General features: G+C 64.8%; 18 protein-coding genes and 2 pseudogenes. 7 read left to right on the top strand and 13 right to left on the bottom strand.

What is annotated here, in order from left to right; all coding sequences use genetic code 11:
- The 6 genes and pseudogenes from I5M_RS28705 to I5M_RS28680 all read right to left on the bottom strand — a co-directional run.
- Positions 1–233 (bottom strand): annotated as a pseudogene (locus I5M_RS28705) (MBL fold metallo-hydrolase); the annotation flags it as partial.
- Positions 230–1,018, bottom strand: a complete 789-nt coding sequence (locus I5M_RS28700; RefSeq protein WP_031337964.1) for a TatD family hydrolase — start codon at positions 1,016–1,018, stop codon at positions 230–232. The gene I5M_RS28700 and the pseudogene I5M_RS28705, both read right to left, overlap by 4 nt.
- Before the next feature lie 4 nt (positions 1,019–1,022).
- Entirely contained in the window at positions 1,023–2,567 is a 1,545-nt protein-coding gene (gene metG, locus I5M_RS28695) for a methionine--tRNA ligase (protein ID WP_022724545.1), read from the bottom strand.
- Between the two features lie 92 nt (positions 2,568–2,659).
- Positions 2,660–3,703, bottom strand: a complete 1,044-nt coding sequence (locus I5M_RS28690) for a DNA polymerase III subunit delta' (RefSeq protein ID WP_022724544.1) — start codon at positions 3,701–3,703, stop codon at positions 2,660–2,662.
- A complete protein-coding gene (gene tmk / locus I5M_RS28685; RefSeq protein WP_022724543.1) occupies positions 3,700–4,458 on the bottom strand; it encodes a dTMP kinase in 759 nt (252 codons plus the stop codon). Before tmk ends, I5M_RS28690 begins: the two co-directional genes overlap by 4 nt.
- 2 nt (positions 4,459–4,460) lie before the next feature.
- Entirely contained in the window at positions 4,461–5,708 is a 1,248-nt protein-coding gene (locus tag I5M_RS28680; RefSeq protein ID WP_031337963.1) for a D-alanyl-D-alanine carboxypeptidase family protein, read from the bottom strand.
- A 138-nt stretch (positions 5,709–5,846) separates the two neighbouring features.
- On the opposite strand from I5M_RS28680, the gene I5M_RS28675 reads away from it, so the two are divergent.
- Positions 5,847–6,791, top strand: coding sequence for an alpha/beta fold hydrolase (locus I5M_RS28675; protein ID WP_031337962.1), 945 nt, complete (start codon positions 5,847–5,849; stop codon positions 6,789–6,791).
- A gap of 3 nt (positions 6,792–6,794) precedes the next feature.
- On the opposite strand, the gene I5M_RS28670 is transcribed toward I5M_RS28675, so the two are convergent.
- Positions 6,795–7,268, bottom strand: coding sequence for a MarR family winged helix-turn-helix transcriptional regulator (locus I5M_RS28670; RefSeq protein ID WP_040771953.1), 474 nt, complete (start codon positions 7,266–7,268; stop codon positions 6,795–6,797).
- Positions 7,269–7,465: 197 nt separating this feature from the next.
- On the opposite strand from I5M_RS28670, the gene I5M_RS30800 reads away from it, so the two are divergent.
- Entirely contained in the window at positions 7,466–8,395 is a 930-nt protein-coding gene (locus I5M_RS30800; protein ID WP_244432117.1) for an MBL fold metallo-hydrolase, read from the top strand.
- 78 nt (positions 8,396–8,473) lie between these two features.
- Here the strand turns inward: I5M_RS30800 and I5M_RS28660 are convergent, their stop codons facing one another.
- Positions 8,474–9,421 (bottom strand): septal ring lytic transglycosylase RlpA family protein, encoded by a 948-nt coding sequence (locus tag I5M_RS28660; RefSeq protein WP_031337959.1) that lies wholly within the window; start codon positions 9,419–9,421, stop codon positions 8,474–8,476.
- Between the two features lie 255 nt (positions 9,422–9,676).
- Here I5M_RS28660 and I5M_RS28655 point away from each other — a divergent pair, with 255 nt between their 5' ends.
- A complete protein-coding gene (locus I5M_RS28655) occupies positions 9,677–10,822 on the top strand; it encodes an AI-2E family transporter (protein WP_022724538.1) in 1,146 nt (381 codons plus the stop codon).
- Here I5M_RS28655 and I5M_RS28650 read toward each other — a convergent pair.
- The 5 genes from I5M_RS28650 to I5M_RS28630 form a co-directional block, all read right to left on the bottom strand.
- A complete protein-coding gene (locus tag I5M_RS28650) occupies positions 10,819–11,115 on the bottom strand; it encodes an antibiotic biosynthesis monooxygenase (RefSeq protein ID WP_022724537.1) in 297 nt (98 codons plus the stop codon). The genes I5M_RS28655 and I5M_RS28650 overlap by 4 nt on opposite strands.
- Before the next feature lie 60 nt (positions 11,116–11,175).
- Positions 11,176–12,417, bottom strand: coding sequence for a GGDEF domain-containing protein (locus I5M_RS28645; protein WP_022724536.1), 1,242 nt, complete (start codon positions 12,415–12,417; stop codon positions 11,176–11,178).
- A 270-nt stretch (positions 12,418–12,687) separates the two neighbouring features.
- The gene (gene rpsI, locus I5M_RS28640; protein WP_022724535.1) at positions 12,688–13,167 is read right to left on the bottom strand and encodes a 30S ribosomal protein S9; all 480 of its coding nucleotides are present in this window, start codon (positions 13,165–13,167) and stop codon (positions 12,688–12,690) included.
- Positions 13,167–13,631 (bottom strand): 50S ribosomal protein L13, encoded by a 465-nt coding sequence (rplM, locus tag I5M_RS28635; RefSeq protein ID WP_022724534.1) that lies wholly within the window; start codon positions 13,629–13,631, stop codon positions 13,167–13,169. Before rplM ends, rpsI begins: the two co-directional genes overlap by 1 nt.
- Positions 13,632–13,790: 159 nt before the next feature.
- Positions 13,791–14,219 (bottom strand): PaaI family thioesterase, encoded by a 429-nt coding sequence (locus I5M_RS28630; protein WP_022724533.1) that lies wholly within the window; start codon positions 14,217–14,219, stop codon positions 13,791–13,793.
- Between the two features lie 93 nt (positions 14,220–14,312).
- On the opposite strand from I5M_RS28630, the gene I5M_RS28625 reads away from it, so the two are divergent.
- The 4 genes and pseudogenes from I5M_RS28625 to I5M_RS28610 all read left to right on the top strand — a co-directional run.
- On the top strand, positions 14,313–15,140 hold the full coding sequence (locus I5M_RS28625; protein ID WP_022724532.1) for an enoyl-CoA hydratase: 828 nt from the start codon (positions 14,313–14,315) through the stop codon (positions 15,138–15,140).
- 162 nt (positions 15,141–15,302) lie between these two features.
- Positions 15,303–15,887: a CoA-binding protein gene (locus tag I5M_RS28620; protein ID WP_022724531.1), complete on the top strand. Its 585-nt coding sequence runs from the start codon at positions 15,303–15,305 to the stop codon at positions 15,885–15,887.
- Positions 15,888–15,980: 93 nt separating this feature from the next.
- Positions 15,981–17,262, top strand: a pseudogene (locus tag I5M_RS30795) (O-acetylhomoserine aminocarboxypropyltransferase).
- Between the two features lie 29 nt (positions 17,263–17,291).
- The coding region (locus I5M_RS28610; protein WP_022724530.1) for a TMEM175 family protein at positions 17,292–17,498 on the top strand (207 nt) is incomplete at its 3' end.

The following is a 17,498-nucleotide window of genomic DNA, read 5'->3' as shown; positions in this document are numbered from 1 at the left end:
AGGAACACTGCATCGAGATGATCGACCTCGGTGCGGATCAGCTGCTCGCGCAGGTCGGGCGAGGTGTCGATCAGCACCCGGGTGATGCCGTCCGGCGTGACGCGCTCGGCGAGCAGCGAACAGCGCAGCCGGCGGTTCTTCGGATTGTCCGGGTCGGCCGCGCCCCAGCCGAGCGCCGGCCGTGGTACGCCGGCCGACGAGCCGGAGCCGAGGATGGTGAGTGTGATCGTCATGCGGCCTCCGGCGCGGGCACCTTGCCGAACAGCTTGAAGAAATTCGCCGTGGTCTGCTGCGCGATCTCGTCGAGCGTGGCACCGCGCGTTTCCGCCAGCACCTTGGCGGTTTCGACCACGTAGGATGGCTCGTTGCGCTTGCCGCGATATTTGCCCGGCGCCAGATACGGCGAGTCGGTTTCGACCATGATGCGATCGGCCGGCAGCTCCGCCGCCAGCGCCCGTAGCGCCTCGGACTTCTTGAAGGTCAGGATGCCGGTGAACGAGATCAGCAGTCCGAGATCGATGGCTTTCATGGCGAGCTCTCGGCCTCCGGTGTAGCAATGCAGCACCGCGCGAAAAGCTCCCTTCTTCATTTCGTCTTCGAGGATGCGGCCGCAATCCTCGTCCGCCTCGCGCGTGTGGATCACCAGCGGCAATCCGGTCTCGCGCGCCGCCGCAATGTGCGTGCGAAAGCCGCGTTCCTGCGCGTCGCGCGAGCCGTGTTCGTAGAAGTAATCGAGTCCGGCTTCGCCGAACGCGACGACTTTCGGATGCTGCGACAGCTTGACGAGTTCGTCGGCGCTGATGCTATCTTCCTCGTCGGCCTGATGCGGATGCGTCCCCACAGAGCAGTACACGTTCGGAAACCGCTCGGCGATCGCCAGCAGGTCAGGCAGCTTCTTGACCCGTGTCGAGATCGTCACCATCCGCCCTACCCCGCTGGCTTCGGCGCGGGCGACGATGCCGGCGAGATCGTCGGCAAAGTCGGGGAAGTCGAGGTGGCAGTGGCTGTCGACCAGCATCATGCTAAGCGGTCGCCGGCTCGACATAGCGCGGGAAGATCGGCGCCGGTGCCGGCAGCGGCGAACCCGGCACGATGCGCGTCCCGAGCGCCGCGAAGTCGCGCGCGTCCGCGGCGATGCCGAGGATGTCGAGCAGCTTCGCTGCCGACGTCGGGATCGCCGGCTGCGCCAGGATCGAGATCTGCCGCAGCACTTCGGCGGTAACGTACAGCACCGTCTTCTGCCGCGGCGGATCGGTCTTGGCCAGCGCCCACGGCGCTTCGCCGGCGAAGTAACGGTTGGCCTCCGCCACCACCGCCCACACCGCGTTGAGCGCCTGATGGATCTGCTGCGTCGCCATCGCGCTGCGCGCCTGCGCGATCATGCCGTCGGCCATGCTGAGGATCGCCTTGTCGGTATCGCTGAATTCGCCGTGCTCCGGCACTTTGCCCTCGCACTGCTTGGCCACCATGGTCAGCGAGCGCTGCGCCAGATTGCCGAGGTCGTTGGCGAGGTCGGCATTGATGCGGTTGACGATCGCCTCGTGATTGTAGCTGCCGTCGGACCCGAACGGCACCTCGCGCAGGAAGAAGTAGCGCACCTGATCGACGCCGTACTGATCGGCGAGATTGAACGGGTCGACAATGTTGCCGACCGACTTCGACATCTTCTCGCCCTTGTTGAACAGAAAGCCGTGGGCGTAGACGCGCTTCTGCACAGGGATGCCCGCCGACATCAGGAATGCCGGCCAATACACCGCGTGGAAGCGGATGATGTCCTTGCCGATGACATGGACGTCGGCCGGCCAATAGTGCCAGTTCTTGTCGCTCTCGTCGGGGAAGCCGACGCCGGTGATGTAGTTGGTCAGCGCGTCGACCCAGACATACATCACGTGCTCCGGGTCGCCCGGCACCTTGACGCCCCAGTCGAACGTGGTGCGCGACACTGACAGATCCTTCAGCCCGCCCTTGACGAAGCTGATCACCTCGTTGCGGCGCGAGTCCGGGCCGATGAAATCCGGCTGGTCCTCGTAGAGCTTCAGTAGTTTGTCCTGATAGGCCGACAGCTTGAAGAAGTAGCTCTTCTCCTCGACCCATTCGACCGGCGTGCCCTGCGGACCGCGGCGCACCTTGTCCTCGCCGACGGTTGTCTCGTCCTCCGCGTAATAGGCTTCGTCGCGGACCGAGTACCAGCCCGCGTAACTGTCGAGATAGATGTCGCCGTTCGCCTGCATCCGCTTCCAGATCTCCTGGACCGAGCGGTGATGCTGTTCCTCGGACGTGCGGATAAAGCGGTCGTAGGAGACGCCGAGACGATCGTCCATCTCGCGGAAGCGGCCGGCGTTGCGGGTGGCGAGCGCGTGGGTCTCGATCCCCTCCTTCTGCGCGGTCTGGATCATCTTCAGGCCGTGCTCGTCGGTGCCGGTCAGGAAGAACACGTCCTTGCCATCGAGCCGCTGGAACCGCGCCAGCGCGTCGGTCGCGATCGCCTCATAGGCGTGGCCGATATGCGGCGCGCCGTTCGGGTAAGCGATGGCCGTAGTGATGTAGAATGATTGTCGCTGCGCCATGTGCGCGGACGCCTTTCACAAATGTCGATCTGTGTGAGAACGGCCGCGCCGGGACGCAATTGGGGCCTGCAAATGCGGGCCAGCCCTGCGCGTCAGCGCACCGCCTCCGCGAGAAGCCCGAACACCGAAAACACCAGCGGCTTGCGCTCGAGATTGTAGGCTTCGGTGTCGCGTGCGGCGCGGCCGATCTTTTCCCACACCTCCGCTAGCCGTGCAAGGCGCTGCAGTTCCGCGTTCGGATCGGCGGTACGCAGCCGGGAGGCGATCCAGCGGTCGACGCCGTCGACGAACGCCTGCAGCGTGGCGCGGTCGGTCCCGCCGATGGCTTCGCCGAGCGCATGCAGCGCGCGAGGATCGGGATTGGGCAGGCTGTCGAGCAGCGCCGTGGTCTTTTGCTGCAAGGTGAGCGCGTCGCCGCCGAGCAGCACCAGCGCGCGCGCGACGCTGCCTTCGGATGCCGCGGCCGCTTCGGCGAGCTTTGGGTCGGCCGGATCGAGATCGGCGGCGTCGGCGGCTGCGGCGATGACATCGGCGGTCGACAGCGGCCGCAGCATCAGCTTGCGACAGCGCGACTGGATGGTCGGCAAAACCCGCGCCGGCGAATTGCTGATCAGGAGAAACAGCGAGCGCTGCGGCGGCTCCTCTATCACCTTGAGCAGCGCGTTCGCCGACGACGCATTGAGATCGTCGACGGTATCGACGATGCAGACGCGCCAGCCTTCGACCGCGGCGGTGGAGCCAAAGAACGAGATGGTCTCGCGCGACTCGTCGACGGTGATGACGTTGCGCAGCACGCCCTTATCGTTGACCGAGCGCTCCAGCGTCAGCAGGCCGCCATGCGCACCGGCGACGACGTGGCGGACCACCGGGTGGTCGGCGTCGAGCGCCAGCGTAGTGGCGGCCGCGACCGCCGCGTCGGCCGGGTTCGGATGCGCCAGCACGAACCGCGCCATCCGGTAGGCCAGTGTCGCCTTGCCGATGCCCATCGCGCCGCCGATCAGCCAGGCATGGGCGATGCGACCGCCCCGATAGGCGTCCAGCAGGGCGTGCTCGGCGGCCTGGTGGCTGATCAGCGACAGGGTCTCGCGCGGCGGCCTGGCGACAACCTCCGCTGCCGCGACTTTGCGGGCACTCATCGCGACCTGACCTTCGCCTTGGGCTTCGGTTTGGGCTTGGCTGCTGCCTTGTCGGTGGGCGTGGCCGCGGGCTCGGGCTTGGCCTGCGGCCACCCGAGCAACCGATCCTGCACTGCGAGCCAGATGCGGTCGCCGACGACCTTCTGATCGGCGTTGGCGTCGATCAGAACGCAGCGCTCAGGTTCGGCCACGGCGATCTGCCGGTAGGCCTCGCGCAGCTTGCGATGGAAGTCCGTGGTCTCGCCCTCGAACCGGTCCGGCGCCGCACTGCCGCGGCGAAGCGCGGCGCGCTTGAGGCCGACTTCGACGGGCACGTCGAGGATCACCGTCAGGTCCGGCTTCATCGCGCCGATAGTGACGTCCTGCAGCGCGCCGAGTAGTGCCGGGCTGACGGCCCCGAGGCTACCCTGATACACCCGGCTGGAGTCGTAGAAGCGGTCACACAGCACCCAGGTGCCGCGGTCCAGCGCCGGCGCGATCAAGGTGCGGACATGGTCGTCGCGCGCTGCGGCGAACAGAAGCGCCTCGGCCTCGGGACCGCCGATCAGACCGCCGATCCCCGACAGCAAAAGGTGCCGAATTACCTCGGCGCCCGGCGAGCCGCCTGGTTCGCGCGTCACCACGGTCTGCAGCCCGGCCTTCTGCAGTCGATCCGCCAACAGCTTGATCTGCGTCGATTTGCCGGCGCCCTCGCCGCCTTCGAAAGTGATGAAACGACCGCGCTGCGAAGGACTCATGGGCGAATGTTCAACCATTGTCAGAGCTTCGCGATGCCGGCCCGGAAGACGCCGATGAAGAGTTCGCTGGCGCCATCGACGGCGCGGCGCATGGTCGTACCCACCGCGTCGGCCTCGGCCGCTTTGAGCGGCACCTCGACGGCGAGGTTAGTCCCGCGCCACACCCGTACCACGCCGATCGGCTGACCGGCCTGCACCGGCGCCGGCACCGGGCCATTATAGACGATCCGCGCGAGAAGCTTGTCGCTGCCGTTCTTGCGCACCATCACCCGCACCGGTTCGGCGGGGATCAGCGGCACGTAGCGTTTTTCGCCGGCGAATACACGGGCGTAGCCGACCGTCGCATCCGGGGCAAACAGCGCCCGCGATTCGAAATTGCGGAAGCCCCATTCGAGCAGCTTCTTGGCCTCGGTGGCGCGATCTTCGATGTCGTCCACACCGTTGACCACCACGATCAGCCGCATGCCGTTCTGTACCGCGGAGCCGACCAGGCCGTAGCCGCCCTCCTTGGTGTAGCCGGTCTTCAGCCCGTCGGCGCCGGGCATCAGATTGAGCAGCGGATTGCGGTTGGTCTGGCGGATCTTGTTCCAGGTGAATTCCTTCTCGCCGAACAGCTTGTAGTAGTCGGGATAGGTCAGGATGATGTGACGCGCCAGCTTGGCGAGTTCGCGCACGCTCATCTTGTTGCCCGGATTGGGCAGGCCGTTTGAATTGGCGAAGGTCGAGGCCGTCAGCCCGAGCTCGCGCGCCCGCGCGGTCATCTTCTCGACGAACGCCGCTTCGCTGCCGGCGATGCCTTCGGCGAGGATCATGCACGAGTCATTGCCACTCTGGATGATGGCGCCGCGCAGCAGGTTGTCGACCGAGATGCTGCTGTGGATCTCGGCGAACATCGTCGAGTTCCCGGCCATGGCGCCGCCGTAGCGCCAGGAGTTCTCGCTGACCCGGTACTGATCGGTCAGCTTGATGTCGCCTTTCGTCAGCAGGTGAAACACCAGCTCGACCGTCATCAGCTTCATCATGCTGGATGGCGCGCGCAGTTCGTCAGCGTTCTTCTCGAACAGCACGCTGCCGCTCTCGGCGTCGATCAGGATCGCGGTCGGCGCTTCGGTCTCGTAGCCGCCGGCAGCCTCTTCTTTCTTGACCCCGGTCACGCTCTGATTGGCGGCAAGCGCCGGCGCTGCGCCGAGCGCGACCATCAGCAGGCTCGCCAGCACGCCGCGCCAGCGCGGTCTGCGGGGACGAAAAGAGGAAATCGTGAGGGCCATCGGCGCTCCCGGAGCAACTTCGGATGCGGCGCGTGGTTGACGCGCACGAGCGGATTTCAAGATTGTGGCGACGCAGCTTCGATCCTATCGTCTGCGCCGGCGGACGACCAGACAAACAAACACAGGGCGGAAATACGGATGGCGACGACGAGGACCGTTGCGGTCAACGGAATCGAGTTGTTTTTGCGCGAACAAGGCGAAGGCCCGCTGGTCCTGCTCTGCCACGGCTGGCCCGAATTGTCCTATTCCTGGCGCCACCAGATCGGCGCCCTCGCCGACGCCGGCTTCCACGTCGTCGCTCCCGACATGCGTGGCTTCGGCGGCTCCAGCGCTCCGCCGAAGATCGAGAGCTACAGCATCTTCGATCTTGTCGGCGACATGGTGGCGCTGGTCGCCGAGTTCAAACAGGACAGCGCCATCATCATCGGCCACGACTGGGGCGCGCCGGTCGCCTGGCACGCGGCGCTGTTCCGGCCCGATCTGTTCAAGGCCGTCGCCGGCCTCAGCGTGCCGCCGCCGTGGCGCGGCAATGGCCGGCCGCTCGACAATCTCAAGGCTGCCGGCGTCACCAACTTCTACTGGCAGTATTTCCAGCAGCCCGGCGTCGCCGAAGCCGAATTCGAGCGCGACGTCGCTATCACCATGCGCACCATCCTGGCCGGTGGCTTTTCCGATCCGGCGCGCTCGCTATTCATCCGCGAAGGCGGCGGCTTCCTCGGTAATCCGCGATCCGACCGGCCGCTGCCGCCCTGGATCGGCGAGACCGAGCTGGCGTATTTCGTCGAGGCCTATCGCAAGGCCGGCTTCCGCGGCGGCTTGAACTGGTATCGCAACATCGACCGCAATTGGGATCTCACGGCACCTTGGCAGGGTGCGCAGATCAAGCAGCCGGCGCTGTTCATCGCCGGCTCCAAGGACCCGGTGATCTCGGACGCAATGGGCGCCAAGCACGTCGCGTCGATGGAGAAGGTGCTGCCGAACCTGAAACGCAAGCTGATCATCGATGGCGCTGGCCACTGGATCCAGCAAGAGCGACCCGACGAGGTCAATGCGGCGCTGATCGAGTTTCTCCGGCAGATATAGCTGCTAGTTGGAACCGGATTTCTGCAGCTCGCGTTGCGTCAGCTGCTCGGCGCGTTCGCCCAGCTTCTTCAGCAGGTGGTCGAGCAGCTCGGCTTCTTTGTCGCTGAGGCATTCGGCCAGTGCGGCGTTGAATCGTTTGGTGGCCTGATAGGTCTGCTCATAAAGGTCACGACCGGCAGGAGTCAGCGACAGGACCAGCAGCCGTTTGTTGGTCGGCAGTCGCGATTTGACGATGATACCCGCCTCGACCAGCTTGGCGACCCCGCGGCTTGCAAGTTCGGTTTCGAGCTGAGCCGCCTCCGCAAGTTCGCTGAGACTCATGTTGGGATGACGGACGACGAACGCGATGATTTTCCAATCGCGGCGTGTGATGCCCTGCTCTCGCTTGAGCATGATCCCCACACCCTGGGCAGCCATTTTGCCGAGGTGGTAGATCCTGAACGCGAGAAATTCGTCGATGCTCTCTGGGTTTTTCATGCGTCCAGCTGCGGCGAGGTTCAGGCCATCGCTGTTGTGCGACCGCAAACACGTTTGACTTGGTCAAACGTTGCACGCCCGAGTAGTCGTCAGCCCCTACTCCCGACCGCGATTTCAGGTCGCGGGCTCATTTGACAGGACGAACAGGGCCCCAAGCTGACGAAAAACACCACCGCGATTGCGGCCGCCGCGCTGCTGTGGATCAAAACCGCCGTCGCCGGCAACATAAAGGTGACCCTGCTCGGAACCGGCACGCCGACGCCACGGGTCGGAAGCTTCAGCGCCTCGACGTTGGTCGAGGCCGGGCCGGAAAAAACTGCTGTTCGACTTCGGTCGCGGTTCGACCATCAGGCTGTTNCCAAAAGCACATCCCGCTTGGCGCGATCACGGCGCACTTCATCACGCATCTGCATTCGGATCACCTCGTCGGCCTGCCCGACATGTGGCTCTCCGGCTGGATCGGAACGCCGTGGGCCTCGCGAAAGACGCCGATGGTCGTGTACGGCCCTGACGGAACCGTCGCGATGACCGAGAACCTCGCCAAGGCGTTTTCGGAGGACATCCGGATTCGCGAAGACGACGAACATCTGCCGCCTGCCGGTGTGGCGTTCGACGCCAAGGACATCACGCCCGGCCCGGTCTACGACAGGAACGGCGTCAAGGTCACCGCGATTGAGGTCAACCACGGCGAAAAGATCAAGCCCGCCTTCGGCTACGTGATCGAGTACGACGGCAAGAAAGTCGTGCTGTCGGGCGACACCAAATACGACGAACGCGTAGCCACCGCGGCCAAGGGCGCCGACCTGCTGGTCCACGAAGTTGCGGTCATCGAGCCCGATCTGGCGAAGAAGTACCCGTCGTATCGGGACATCGAAGCCCATCACTCCTCGCCCGAAGAGGCGGGCCGGATCTTCACGCTGGCGAAGCCGAAACTCGCGGTCTATTCGCACATCGTGTTTGCGACGCTCAAACCGGTGCAGGACGTGCCGGAAGATGCGCTGTTGCAGCGGACGCGCTCGACCTACGCCGGGCCTCTGGTCATCGGACACGACTTGATGTCGTTCGTCATCGACGACCATGTGTCGGCATTCGGACCGGACGGAAAACCGATCGAGCCTCTCAAGTGATCTGGCCGGCAGATTGAACCGAGTTCGCTGGTCGGCCGAACCTCAGGCCGACCAGCGGTCGACGAGCATGAACCGCTCTCAGTAAAGCCCGCGGGCCGACATCAGATTGCCGATGGCATCGTCGCTGCGCGATGGCGCGTAGCTCGAGCGGGTCTCCCGCTCGGTCGCTTCGGCGTTGGCCTCATACGTCACTTGCCGGGTGTTGACGGCCAGGTCGTGGCGTCCGGGACGCGTGCTACGCGACGCGGAAATCTCGGAGGTGGCGCCGATCGACGCGACGTCCATCGCGGTGTTGCCGAGCGTGTACGGGCGGCCTTCCGGCAGCGGGACCTCGCCGCGAACCGCACGGGTCGCCATGCCCCCGCCCTGCATGTCCGGCACGAACGGCTTGGCAGATGCGATACGGACGCCGCTCGGCGCCGGTGCCGGTTCGCCCTGCCGCAGCGTCGCCATCAGCAGTCGGTCGTCGGATCCTTCGAGCGGAGCCCGGCCGACATATTCGACGCGCACGCGTGCGGTGCCTTTGCGTTTGAAATCAAGAAGTTCCGCGGCTTTGTTCGAAACGTCGATGAGCCGATTGCCGTGATAAGGGCCACGGTCGTTGATGCGGACGATCAGCGAGCGGCCGTTCGACAGGTTGGTGACGCGGGCGTAGCTCGGAATCGGCAGCGTCGGATGCGCCGCCGACAGCGATGCCATGTCGAACACTTCGCCATTGGCGGTCAGCCGGCCGTGGAAATCATCGCCGTACCAGGACGCCAGACCTTCGGCGCGGTAGTTGACGTCTTCTTCCGGAACATAGACCCGGCCGCCGACCACATAGGGCTTGCCGACGCGGTAGGTCCCGCCGCCCTTCGGCACAGGCTCGCCGAACCCAACGACGCGCGGGCTGGACGACACACCGTATTTCGGATCGACGCGGCTGAATTGGCCGTTCTGGGCGCAATTGGCTAGCGCGAGACAGGCGCCTGCGACAGCTACCGCACGTGCGGCCTGGCGCAACGAATCGTGCTCGCGAGTCCCCATAGATCCCCAAATACCATTTCGCGACCGCTCGCCCTAGCAGTGGGCTGGCGATCCCCGTCGCGTTTCGGACCGGCCCCAGATCGGCATTGCAGTGTGACCATATCGCAGTGTGAAGGAGGCGAAAATGGGGACGGGTCCAGCGTGGTGAACGTATGGTTAGCGGAAGACGCGTTTGAAAATCGTTTCCGCGCCGAGCGTTGGCTTGCCCTGACGTAGATTTTCGCGGAACGTTCGCCGGCAGACACAGGAGCGAACGTGACTCTTCCCTTTCAGGAACGGCCGCTGACCCGAAGCGATCTGGCTTGGGCGATTTCCATCGGCGGCATGGCGACCGTCGGATTCGCCGCCCTGCTCTACGCCGCCTGGCATTTCGCCGCGACGTTGTTCCTGATCTTTGCCGGCATCCTGTTCGGCGTCTTCCTCAATGCGCTGACCGAACTGGTCGGGCGCGTCATCGGCGGCCCGCATGGGCTGCGGCTTGGTTTGGTGTGTTTCGTCCTGGCGGCAATGACGGTCGGTGTCGCCGTTCTCGGTGGCAGCACGATAAGCCAACAGGCCACCGCGCTGTCCGGGACGATCAAGACTCAGATCGTCAACGTGAAGGCTTTCCTCGAGCACCAGGGTGTCGACACCAGCTTCCTCGAACTCGGCTCCGGCAATGCCGCATCCACCGAGACGCCGTCGCCAGCGCCGCAGCGCAATCTGCCGAGCGCCGGTGAGATCGCGTCCGGCGGCGGCGCCATCGTGAGCCAGACCTTGAAGCTGATCCTTGGCACCATCGGCGCTGTCGGCAACTTCTTCATCGTCATGTTCTTGGGCCTGGCGTTCGCCGCACAACCGGACGTGTATCGGCGCGGCCTGGTGCGCGTCGCGCCGCAACGTTACCGCGCCCGCGCCGACCGTGTCGTCGATGCCACCGGCGAGATGCTCAAGCGCTGGTTGCTGGCGCAGCTCATCACTATGTTCGCGGTGTTCGCCGTCACCGCCATCGGGCTGTGGCTGATCGGCGTGCCGGGCCCATTCATCCTCGGCATCCAGGCCGGTCTGCTCGCCTTCATCCCGACCCTCGGCGCCATTCTGGGTGGTCTGATCATCGTGCTCGCGGCGATCGCCTCTGGGTGGATCGCGGTGCTGAGCGCCTTCGCGTTGTTTCTCGGCGTGCACGCGCTGGAAAGCTACATCCTTACCCCGCTGATCCAGCGCCAGGCCATCGACATTCCGCCCGCGACGCTGTTCGCGATGCAGATCCTGCTCGGCATCGTGTTCGGGCTGTGGGGCTTGGCGATGGCGCTGCCGCTGATGGCGATCGCTCGCGTCGTGATCGATCAGCTTCGGGCCGACGAACCGGAGGCGGTGACCGCCTCCACGCCGATCGCGCTGGAGGCGTCGCCTTCAGCTTAAGTCGTGACGACCGTCTGAGTATGCTCGACGTCCGGCGGTGACGCGAAGAACGGGCCGACCAGGCCACGCCACTCGGTGAAATGCTCCGAGCCGCGGAAGTCGACGGTGTGGTTTTCCAGCGTCTCCCACTTCACCACCAGTCGGTAACGCTGCGGCTTCTCGATCGAGCGATGCAATTCGAAACCATGAAAGCCCTTGGCGCGGCCGAACACGGCGCGCGCCTTCGTCACGGCCGCCTCGAATTCCGCTTCACTGCCCGGCTTGACTTCGATCTGGGCGATTTCTGTGATCATGCGCTCCTCCCTTTCGGTGCAGAGCGTCTTAGCGTGTGACGCTGCGGGAATGAAGAGGCGCTACGCCACGGCCTGCCCGACCGGATTGTTGCGCACCACGACGCTGCTGCGCGGCTCGTTCGACAGCGCGGCTTTGCGGCGGCCGTGCTCCAGCGACAGCGGCTCCTCGGCTGTGGCGACGACGCGGTTTCGGCCGCCGCGCTTCGCCTGATACAGCGCGGTGTCGGCGGCGGCGAGCAGCACGTCGAGTTCGATATTAGCGGGGCCGCCGGCGACGCCGATCGACACCGTGGTGGCGACGGGGGCATCGTCGACCTCGATGCCGCAATTCTGGAAGGTCTCGCGCACCCGATCGGCGGCGGTGACGGCCTCGTCGAGCGCACAAGGCAGCAGGGCCGCGAACTCTTCGCCGCCTATGCGGCCACAAAGATCCGAGATCCGCAGCGAATGCGCCACGATGGTGGCGAACAGCTTCAACACTTCGTCGCCAGCCGGGTGACCGAAACGGTCGTTGATTGACTTGAAGTGATCGATGTCGAAGATCAGCACCGACACCGGACGGCCCGCCTCCGCCTCGCGCTCGATGATCCGCGCGCAAGCTTCCGAGAATCCGCGACGATTGAACAGACCGGTGAGCGGATCCATCGCGGCGGCAGCCTTGTGTGCTCGCACAGTGCGCTCGGACACCAGCATGAAGATCGCGAACACGGTGCCGATCGCATAGAGGACCAGCTCAATGGCGAACAGCGTTACCCAGATGTTATTGGAAAGACCCGCGCCGGGCGCCGGCAGCAGATCGGCCAGCAGGATCGGTATCATCAGCACCGCACCGTGCAGCAGCGGCACCAGCATCGTGGGCCAATTCCGCCGCACCGCCTTGCGCCGTTCAGCGGAGAGCTGCCGGGCCGTCAACACCGCATAGGCTGCGACGATTGCAGCTCCGACGGTGGTGCGGAGCGCAATCTGGTCAGCCGGGACGCTGACGACGACGATGAGCCAGCCGACGGCGCCGAGTAACAGTCCCGGCCAGTTCGGCTTCAGCCCATGGAACACTCTTGCCGCGTTCCACATCACGCCGCAGGCGACAAATCCCACCGCGAGGGTCGCAAGAGCACCGAGGTCTCCGAGGCTGGGCCCGAGCAGTGTCCACAGCGCCAAAGCGGCTGCGCCGAGCAGATAGGCGGCGCCCCACCAGTTCAGCGCCGGGATGTTTTCCTGCCGGCCGAAGTAAAACAGCATTCCGCCAAGCAGCGTGCAGATCAGCGTGGCGACCAGGAACAGCGTCGAGATGTCGAGAGACATGAGTGCGATCCAGCTGAATTCGCAAGGGATTGTCCAACACCGCGAGCGCGATGCCGGTCCCCCCTGCCTCCGCCATTTGCTGGGACTCGGATTGAAATCAGGTTCGTTCTACCTCTCGGATTTGCAGGGAATTCTTCCGGCGAATTCTCGGCAAATTTGCTCCGCCTTCGCGGCAAGATCGACAAAACCTCTCGGGCTAGTTGACTACGAAACGAAGAAGGGCGCCGTGAGGCGCCCTTCTTGCAGAGATCGGATTGAGCGTGAGCGTGATCAGCGCTTCGAGAACTGGAAGGAGCGGCGGGCCTTGGCTTTGCCGTACTTCTTACGCTCGACGACGCGGCTGTCGCGGGTCAGGAAGCCGCCCTTCTTCAGCACGCCGCGCAGCTCCGGCTCGAAATTGGTGAGCGCCTTGGAGATGCCGTGACGAACCGCACCGGCCTGGCCGGACAGGCCGCCGCCGGCGACGGTGCAGATCACGTCGTACTGGCCGGCGCGGGCCGCGGCGACCAGCGGCTGCTGGATCATCATGCGCAGCACCGGGCGGGCGAAATAGGTTTCGACCTCTCGGGCGTTGACGGTGATCTTGCCGGCACCCGGCTTGATCCAGACGCGGGCGACCGCATCCTTGCGCTTGCCGGTGGCATAGGCGCGGCCGAACTTGTCGACCTTCTTGGTGTAGGTCGGCGACTCCGAGGAAACCTGGGTCTTCAGCGCGCCGAGCTGCTCGAGCGACTGCATGGTGTCGGACATTAGGCCGCCCTCTTGTTCTTACGATTCATCGCGCCGATGTCGACGACTTCCGGCTGCTGGGCTTCGTGCGGATGCTCCGCGCCGGGATAGACCCGCAGATTGCCCATCTGCACACGGCCCAGCGGGCCGCGCGGGATCATGCGCTCAATCGCCTTCTCGACGACGCGCTCCGGGAAGCGGCCTTCGAGGATCGACTTGGCGGAGCGTTCCTTGATGCCGCCGATGAAGCCGGTGTGGTGATAGTAGACCTTGTTGTCGCGCTTGCGACCGGTCAGCACCACCTTCGCGGCGTTGATGATGATGACGTTGTCGCCGCAATCGACGTGCGGGGTGTAGGTCGGGAGGTGCTTGCCGCGCAGCCGCATCGCGACCAGCGTGGCGAGCCGGCCGACCACGAGACCGGTGGCGTCGATGACGACCCACTTCTTCGTGACTTCGGCGGGCTTGGCCGAAAACGTCTTCATGAGGATGATCCGTGACAGGGGAAATTCGGCGCACGCAACGTCCGCCGGACTGCTGCGGCTTGTAAATAACCGAACCGCACACGTCAATCCCCCGAATGGCAAAAATACCTTGTCGGATCAATGGCTTAAAAATACGGTACTATATTACCCCTCAAAACATCAATGTGCTGGAATGGAATAGGTCGATGTGACGTGGGCGATCGGGTCCGGCGACGTGCCGGACAAGAGCGTCACCTCCCCCACAGCCAGCCGCTTGCCCAGCTTGAGCAGCCGCGCCACGGCGACCACGTCCTGGCCCGGCTGGCCTTTGCGCAGGAAATTGATGTTGAGATTGGTGGTGACGGCGAGCGCCACCGGCCCGATGGCCGACAAGAGCACGACGTACATGGCGAAATCGGCCAGCGCCATCAGCGTCGGCCCCGATACGGTTCCGCCCGGACGCAGCATGCGTTCATTGAAGCGCTGGCGCAGCAGGCTGGTGCGTCCGTCGGCGGACTCGATGGCAATGTCGCCGTGACTGAAGGCCTGCGGAAACTCACGCTGCAAAAACTCTTCGAGTTCGGTGACGCTCATCCTCGCATGTGTCATTCTCGTTTCCGCCCCTGACTTCGTTTTCGGCGGGCTTGTTACAATACCATGACGCACCTTCCCAGCTCTTGATTCAACGTCCGGACGTTTTCCATGACTGCCCTCCCCGTCATCTCGACACCGTCGTCGTCACCGATCCTGCTGCGTGAAACCGTCGATGGTGGTGTTGCGGTGCTGACGCTGAACCGCCCCGGCGCGCGCAACAGTCTGTCGCTGGAGCTGATCGACGAACTGCACGATGCGCTGAAGCTGATTGCGCATGACGACGGCGTTCGCGTCGTGGTGATCGCGGCCAATGGCCCGGCGTTCTGCGCCGGGCACGATCTGAAAGAGATGACCGCGCATCGCAACGACGCCGATCGCGGCCGCGCCAATTTCGCCCGCATCATGACGAGCTGCAGCGCGATGATGCAGGCGATCGTCAATCTGCCGAAGCCGGTGATCGCCGCGGTCCAGGGCATCGCCACAGCGGCGGGTTGTCAGCTCGTCGCGAGCTGCGACCTCGCCGTCGCGTCCGATCAGGCGAGCTTCGCGACGCCGGGCGTCGATATCGGCCTGTTCTGCTCGACCCCGATGGTCGCGTTGTCGCGCAACGTCGCGCGCAAACACGCGATGCACATGCTGCTCACCGGCGAGCCGGTGCCGGCGGCGGAAGCGCGCGCCATCGGCCTAATTAACCGCGTCGTGCCGCATGGAACCGAACGCGCTGCCGCCATCGCACTGGCCGAAAGCATCGCCGGCAAGTCCGCCCACACAGTCAAGATCGGCAAGGAAGCGTTCTATCGCCAGGCCGAACTCGGCCTCGCCGACGCTTACAACTACGCGTCGCAAGTGATGACCGAAAACATGATGGCCCGCGACGCCGAAGAGGGCATCGGCGCGTTTTTGGAGAAGCGCAAGCCGGAGTGGAAGGATTGCTGAGCTCTCGGCGTCGCTCCGTGCACCGCCTCATCCTGAGGAGCCACGGCGAAGCCGTGGCGTCTCGAAGGATGGCCGCGAGGAGCGCCGCACCCTACAGCTCATGGTTCGAGACGGCGCTTCGCGCCTCCTCACCATGAGTGCCTCAGTACAGTGAGCGACTAGATGAACCACGACGCCTATCCCGACAACTACATCCGCGCCATCCTCAACAAGGTGAAGACCATCGCGATGGTCGGGGCGTCGCCGCTCAATGTGCGGCCGAGCTACTTCGTCTTCAAATATCTCACTGAGCGCGGCTACGACGTCATTCCGATCAACCCCGGCCAGGTCGGCAACAGCCTGCTCGGCAAGCCGTTCCTGGCGTCGCTGAAGGACGTCGATCGCCCGGTCGACATGGTCGACATCTTCCGCGCCTCCGCGCATGTGATGCCGGTTGTCGAGGAAGCGCTGACGTTGTCGCCGTTGCCGAAGGTGATCTGGATGCAGCTCGGCATTCGCAACGACGAAGCAGCCGCCAAGGCCGAAGCCGCCAGCCTCGAAGTGGTGATGGATCGCTGCCCGAAGATCGAATACGGCCGGCTGTCGTCGGAGATCTCCTGGATGGGCGTCAATTCACGCACGCTCAGCGCCAAGCGCGCGCCCGTCCCGGTCAAGGGCATGCGCCTGTCGCTGCAGCGCGAGAGCGTCGCCGGTGGCGACACCGCTGCGTCCGATCGTGCGGTCAAGGGCCGCAGCGAGACCACCTGAGCCGAACTCGCTGCGCACGTCGCTTGACCTCGTCGAACCATACGCTCAGATACGCGCAACCACGACGAAGCAACAAAGCATGAGGGATCGACCATGACCGACCGCTATCCGGGATTCGCCACGCTTGCGATCCACGCCGGGGCGCAGCCCGATCCCACCACCGGTGCGCGCGCGACCCCGATCTATCAGACCACGTCCTACGTCTTCAACGACGCCGACCACGCCGCGTCGTTGTTCGGGCTGCAGGCGTTCGGTAACATCTACACTCGCATCACCAATCCCACGACGTCGGTGCTCGAAGAGCGCGTCGCCGCACTCGAAGGGCGGCACCGCCGCGCTCGCCACCGCCTCCGGCCACGCTGCGCAGCTCGTCGCCCTGCAGCAGCTGATGAGCCCCGGTGACGAATTCATCGCCGCGCGCAAGCTCTACGGTGGCTCGATCAATCAGTTCACCCACGCCTTCAAGAGCTTCGGATGGAACGTGGTGTGGGCCGACACCGACGATGTCGAGAGCTTCAGGCGCGCGGTGTCGCCGAAGACCAAGGCGATCTTTATCGAGTCGATCGCCAATCCGGGCGGCAGCATCACCGACATCGAGGCGGTCGCCGACGTCGCACGCGAAGCCGGCGTGCCGCTGATCGTCGACAACACGCTGGCGACGCCGTATCTGATCCGCCCGATCGACCACGGCGCCGATATCGTGGTGCATTCGCTCACCAAGTTTCTCGGCGGCCACGGCAATTCGCTCGGTGGCATCATCGTCGATGCCGGCACCTTCGACTGGTCGAAGGACGGCAAGTACCCGATGCTGAGCGAGCCGCGTCCCGAATATCACGGCCTCAAGATCCAGGAGACGTTCGGCAACTTCTCGTTCGCGATCGCCTGCCGCGTGCTCGGCCTGCGCGACCTCGGACCGGCACTGTCGCCGTTCAACGCCTTCATGCTACTGACCGGCATCGAGACGCTGCCGCTGCGCATGCAGAAGCACTGCGACAACGCCAAGGCGATCGCCGAATTTCTATCCGGCCACAAGGCAGTGGCGGCGGTGAACTACTCGGGCCTGCCGTCGAGCAAATACAACGCCCTGGCACGCAAATACGCGCCGAAGGGCGCCGGCGCTGTGTTCACCTTCAGCCTCAAGGGCGGCTATCAGGCCGGCATCGATCTGGTCGCCAATCTGAAGCTGTTTTCGCATCTGGCCAATGTCGGCGACACCCGCTCGCTGATCATCCACCCCGCCTCGACGACGCACAGCCAGCTCGACGACGCCCAGAAGACGGCCGCCGGCGCTGCGCCCGACATGGTGCGGGTCTCGATCGGCATCGAGGACAAGGAAGACCTGATCGCCGATCTCGATCAGGCGCTAGGCGGCTGAGCCGCAATCTGCGGTCGGAGGGAGCGGCAATGAGCGTCGGCCATCTCGAAATGCGCCGGCTGGAGCAACTCAGCAACACCATTTTTGGTGTCGCAATGACGTTGCTCGCCTACCAGGCGCCGCGCGACAAATTCGCTACCGGGAATCCGCAATGGCGGGAGATCTGGCATCTCTATGGCGGCTATCTGTCGGCGCTGCTGCTCAGCTTCATCGTCGCCGGAATGTTCTGGTACAGC

Origin of the sequence: Rhodopseudomonas sp. B29 (assembly GCF_000333455.1) — a bacterium.
Lineage (GTDB): Bacteria > Pseudomonadota > Alphaproteobacteria > Rhizobiales > Xanthobacteraceae > Rhodopseudomonas.
The sequence above is the reverse complement of the archived record's forward strand: the minus strand, read 5'-3'. Positions and strand labels throughout refer to the sequence as shown.

What these genes read in the sequence shown, in the direction of transcription:
- I5M_RS28700 (WP_031337964.1), bottom strand. Translation starts at nt 1,018, where the DNA reads ATGCTGGTCGACAGCCACTGCCACCTCGACTTCCCCGACTTTGCCGAC.
- metG (WP_022724545.1), bottom strand. Translation starts at nt 2,567, where the DNA reads ATGGCGCAGCGACAATCATTCTACATCACTACGGCCATCGCTTACCCG.
- I5M_RS28690 (WP_022724544.1), bottom strand. Translation starts at nt 3,703, where the DNA reads ATGAGTGCCCGCAAAGTCGCGGCAGCGGAGGTTGTCGCCAGGCCGCCG.
- tmk (WP_022724543.1), bottom strand. Translation starts at nt 4,458, where the DNA reads ATGGTTGAACATTCGCCCATGAGTCCTTCGCAGCGCGGTCGTTTCATC.
- I5M_RS28680 (WP_031337963.1), bottom strand. Translation starts at nt 5,708, where the DNA reads ATGGCCCTCACGATTTCCTCTTTTCGTCCCCGCAGACCGCGCTGGCGC.
- I5M_RS28675 (WP_031337962.1), top strand. Translation starts at nt 5,847, where the DNA reads ATGGCGACGACGAGGACCGTTGCGGTCAACGGAATCGAGTTGTTTTTG.
- I5M_RS28670 (WP_040771953.1), bottom strand. Translation starts at nt 7,268, where the DNA reads ATGAAAAACCCAGAGAGCATCGACGAATTTCTCGCGTTCAGGATCTAC.
- I5M_RS28660 (WP_031337959.1), bottom strand. Translation starts at nt 9,421, where the DNA reads ATGGGGACTCGCGAGCACGATTCGTTGCGCCAGGCCGCACGTGCGGTA.
- I5M_RS28650 (WP_022724537.1), bottom strand. Translation starts at nt 11,115, where the DNA reads ATGATCACAGAAATCGCCCAGATCGAAGTCAAGCCGGGCAGTGAAGCG.
- I5M_RS28645 (WP_022724536.1), bottom strand. Translation starts at nt 12,417, where the DNA reads ATGTCTCTCGACATCTCGACGCTGTTCCTGGTCGCCACGCTGATCTGC.
- rpsI (WP_022724535.1), bottom strand. Translation starts at nt 13,167, where the DNA reads ATGTCCGACACCATGCAGTCGCTCGAGCAGCTCGGCGCGCTGAAGACC.
- rplM (WP_022724534.1), bottom strand. Translation starts at nt 13,631, where the DNA reads ATGAAGACGTTTTCGGCCAAGCCCGCCGAAGTCACGAAGAAGTGGGTC.
- I5M_RS28630 (WP_022724533.1), bottom strand. Translation starts at nt 14,219, where the DNA reads ATGACACATGCGAGGATGAGCGTCACCGAACTCGAAGAGTTTTTGCAG.
- I5M_RS28625 (WP_022724532.1), top strand. Translation starts at nt 14,313, where the DNA reads ATGACTGCCCTCCCCGTCATCTCGACACCGTCGTCGTCACCGATCCTG.
- I5M_RS28620 (WP_022724531.1), top strand. Translation starts at nt 15,303, where the DNA reads ATGAACCACGACGCCTATCCCGACAACTACATCCGCGCCATCCTCAAC.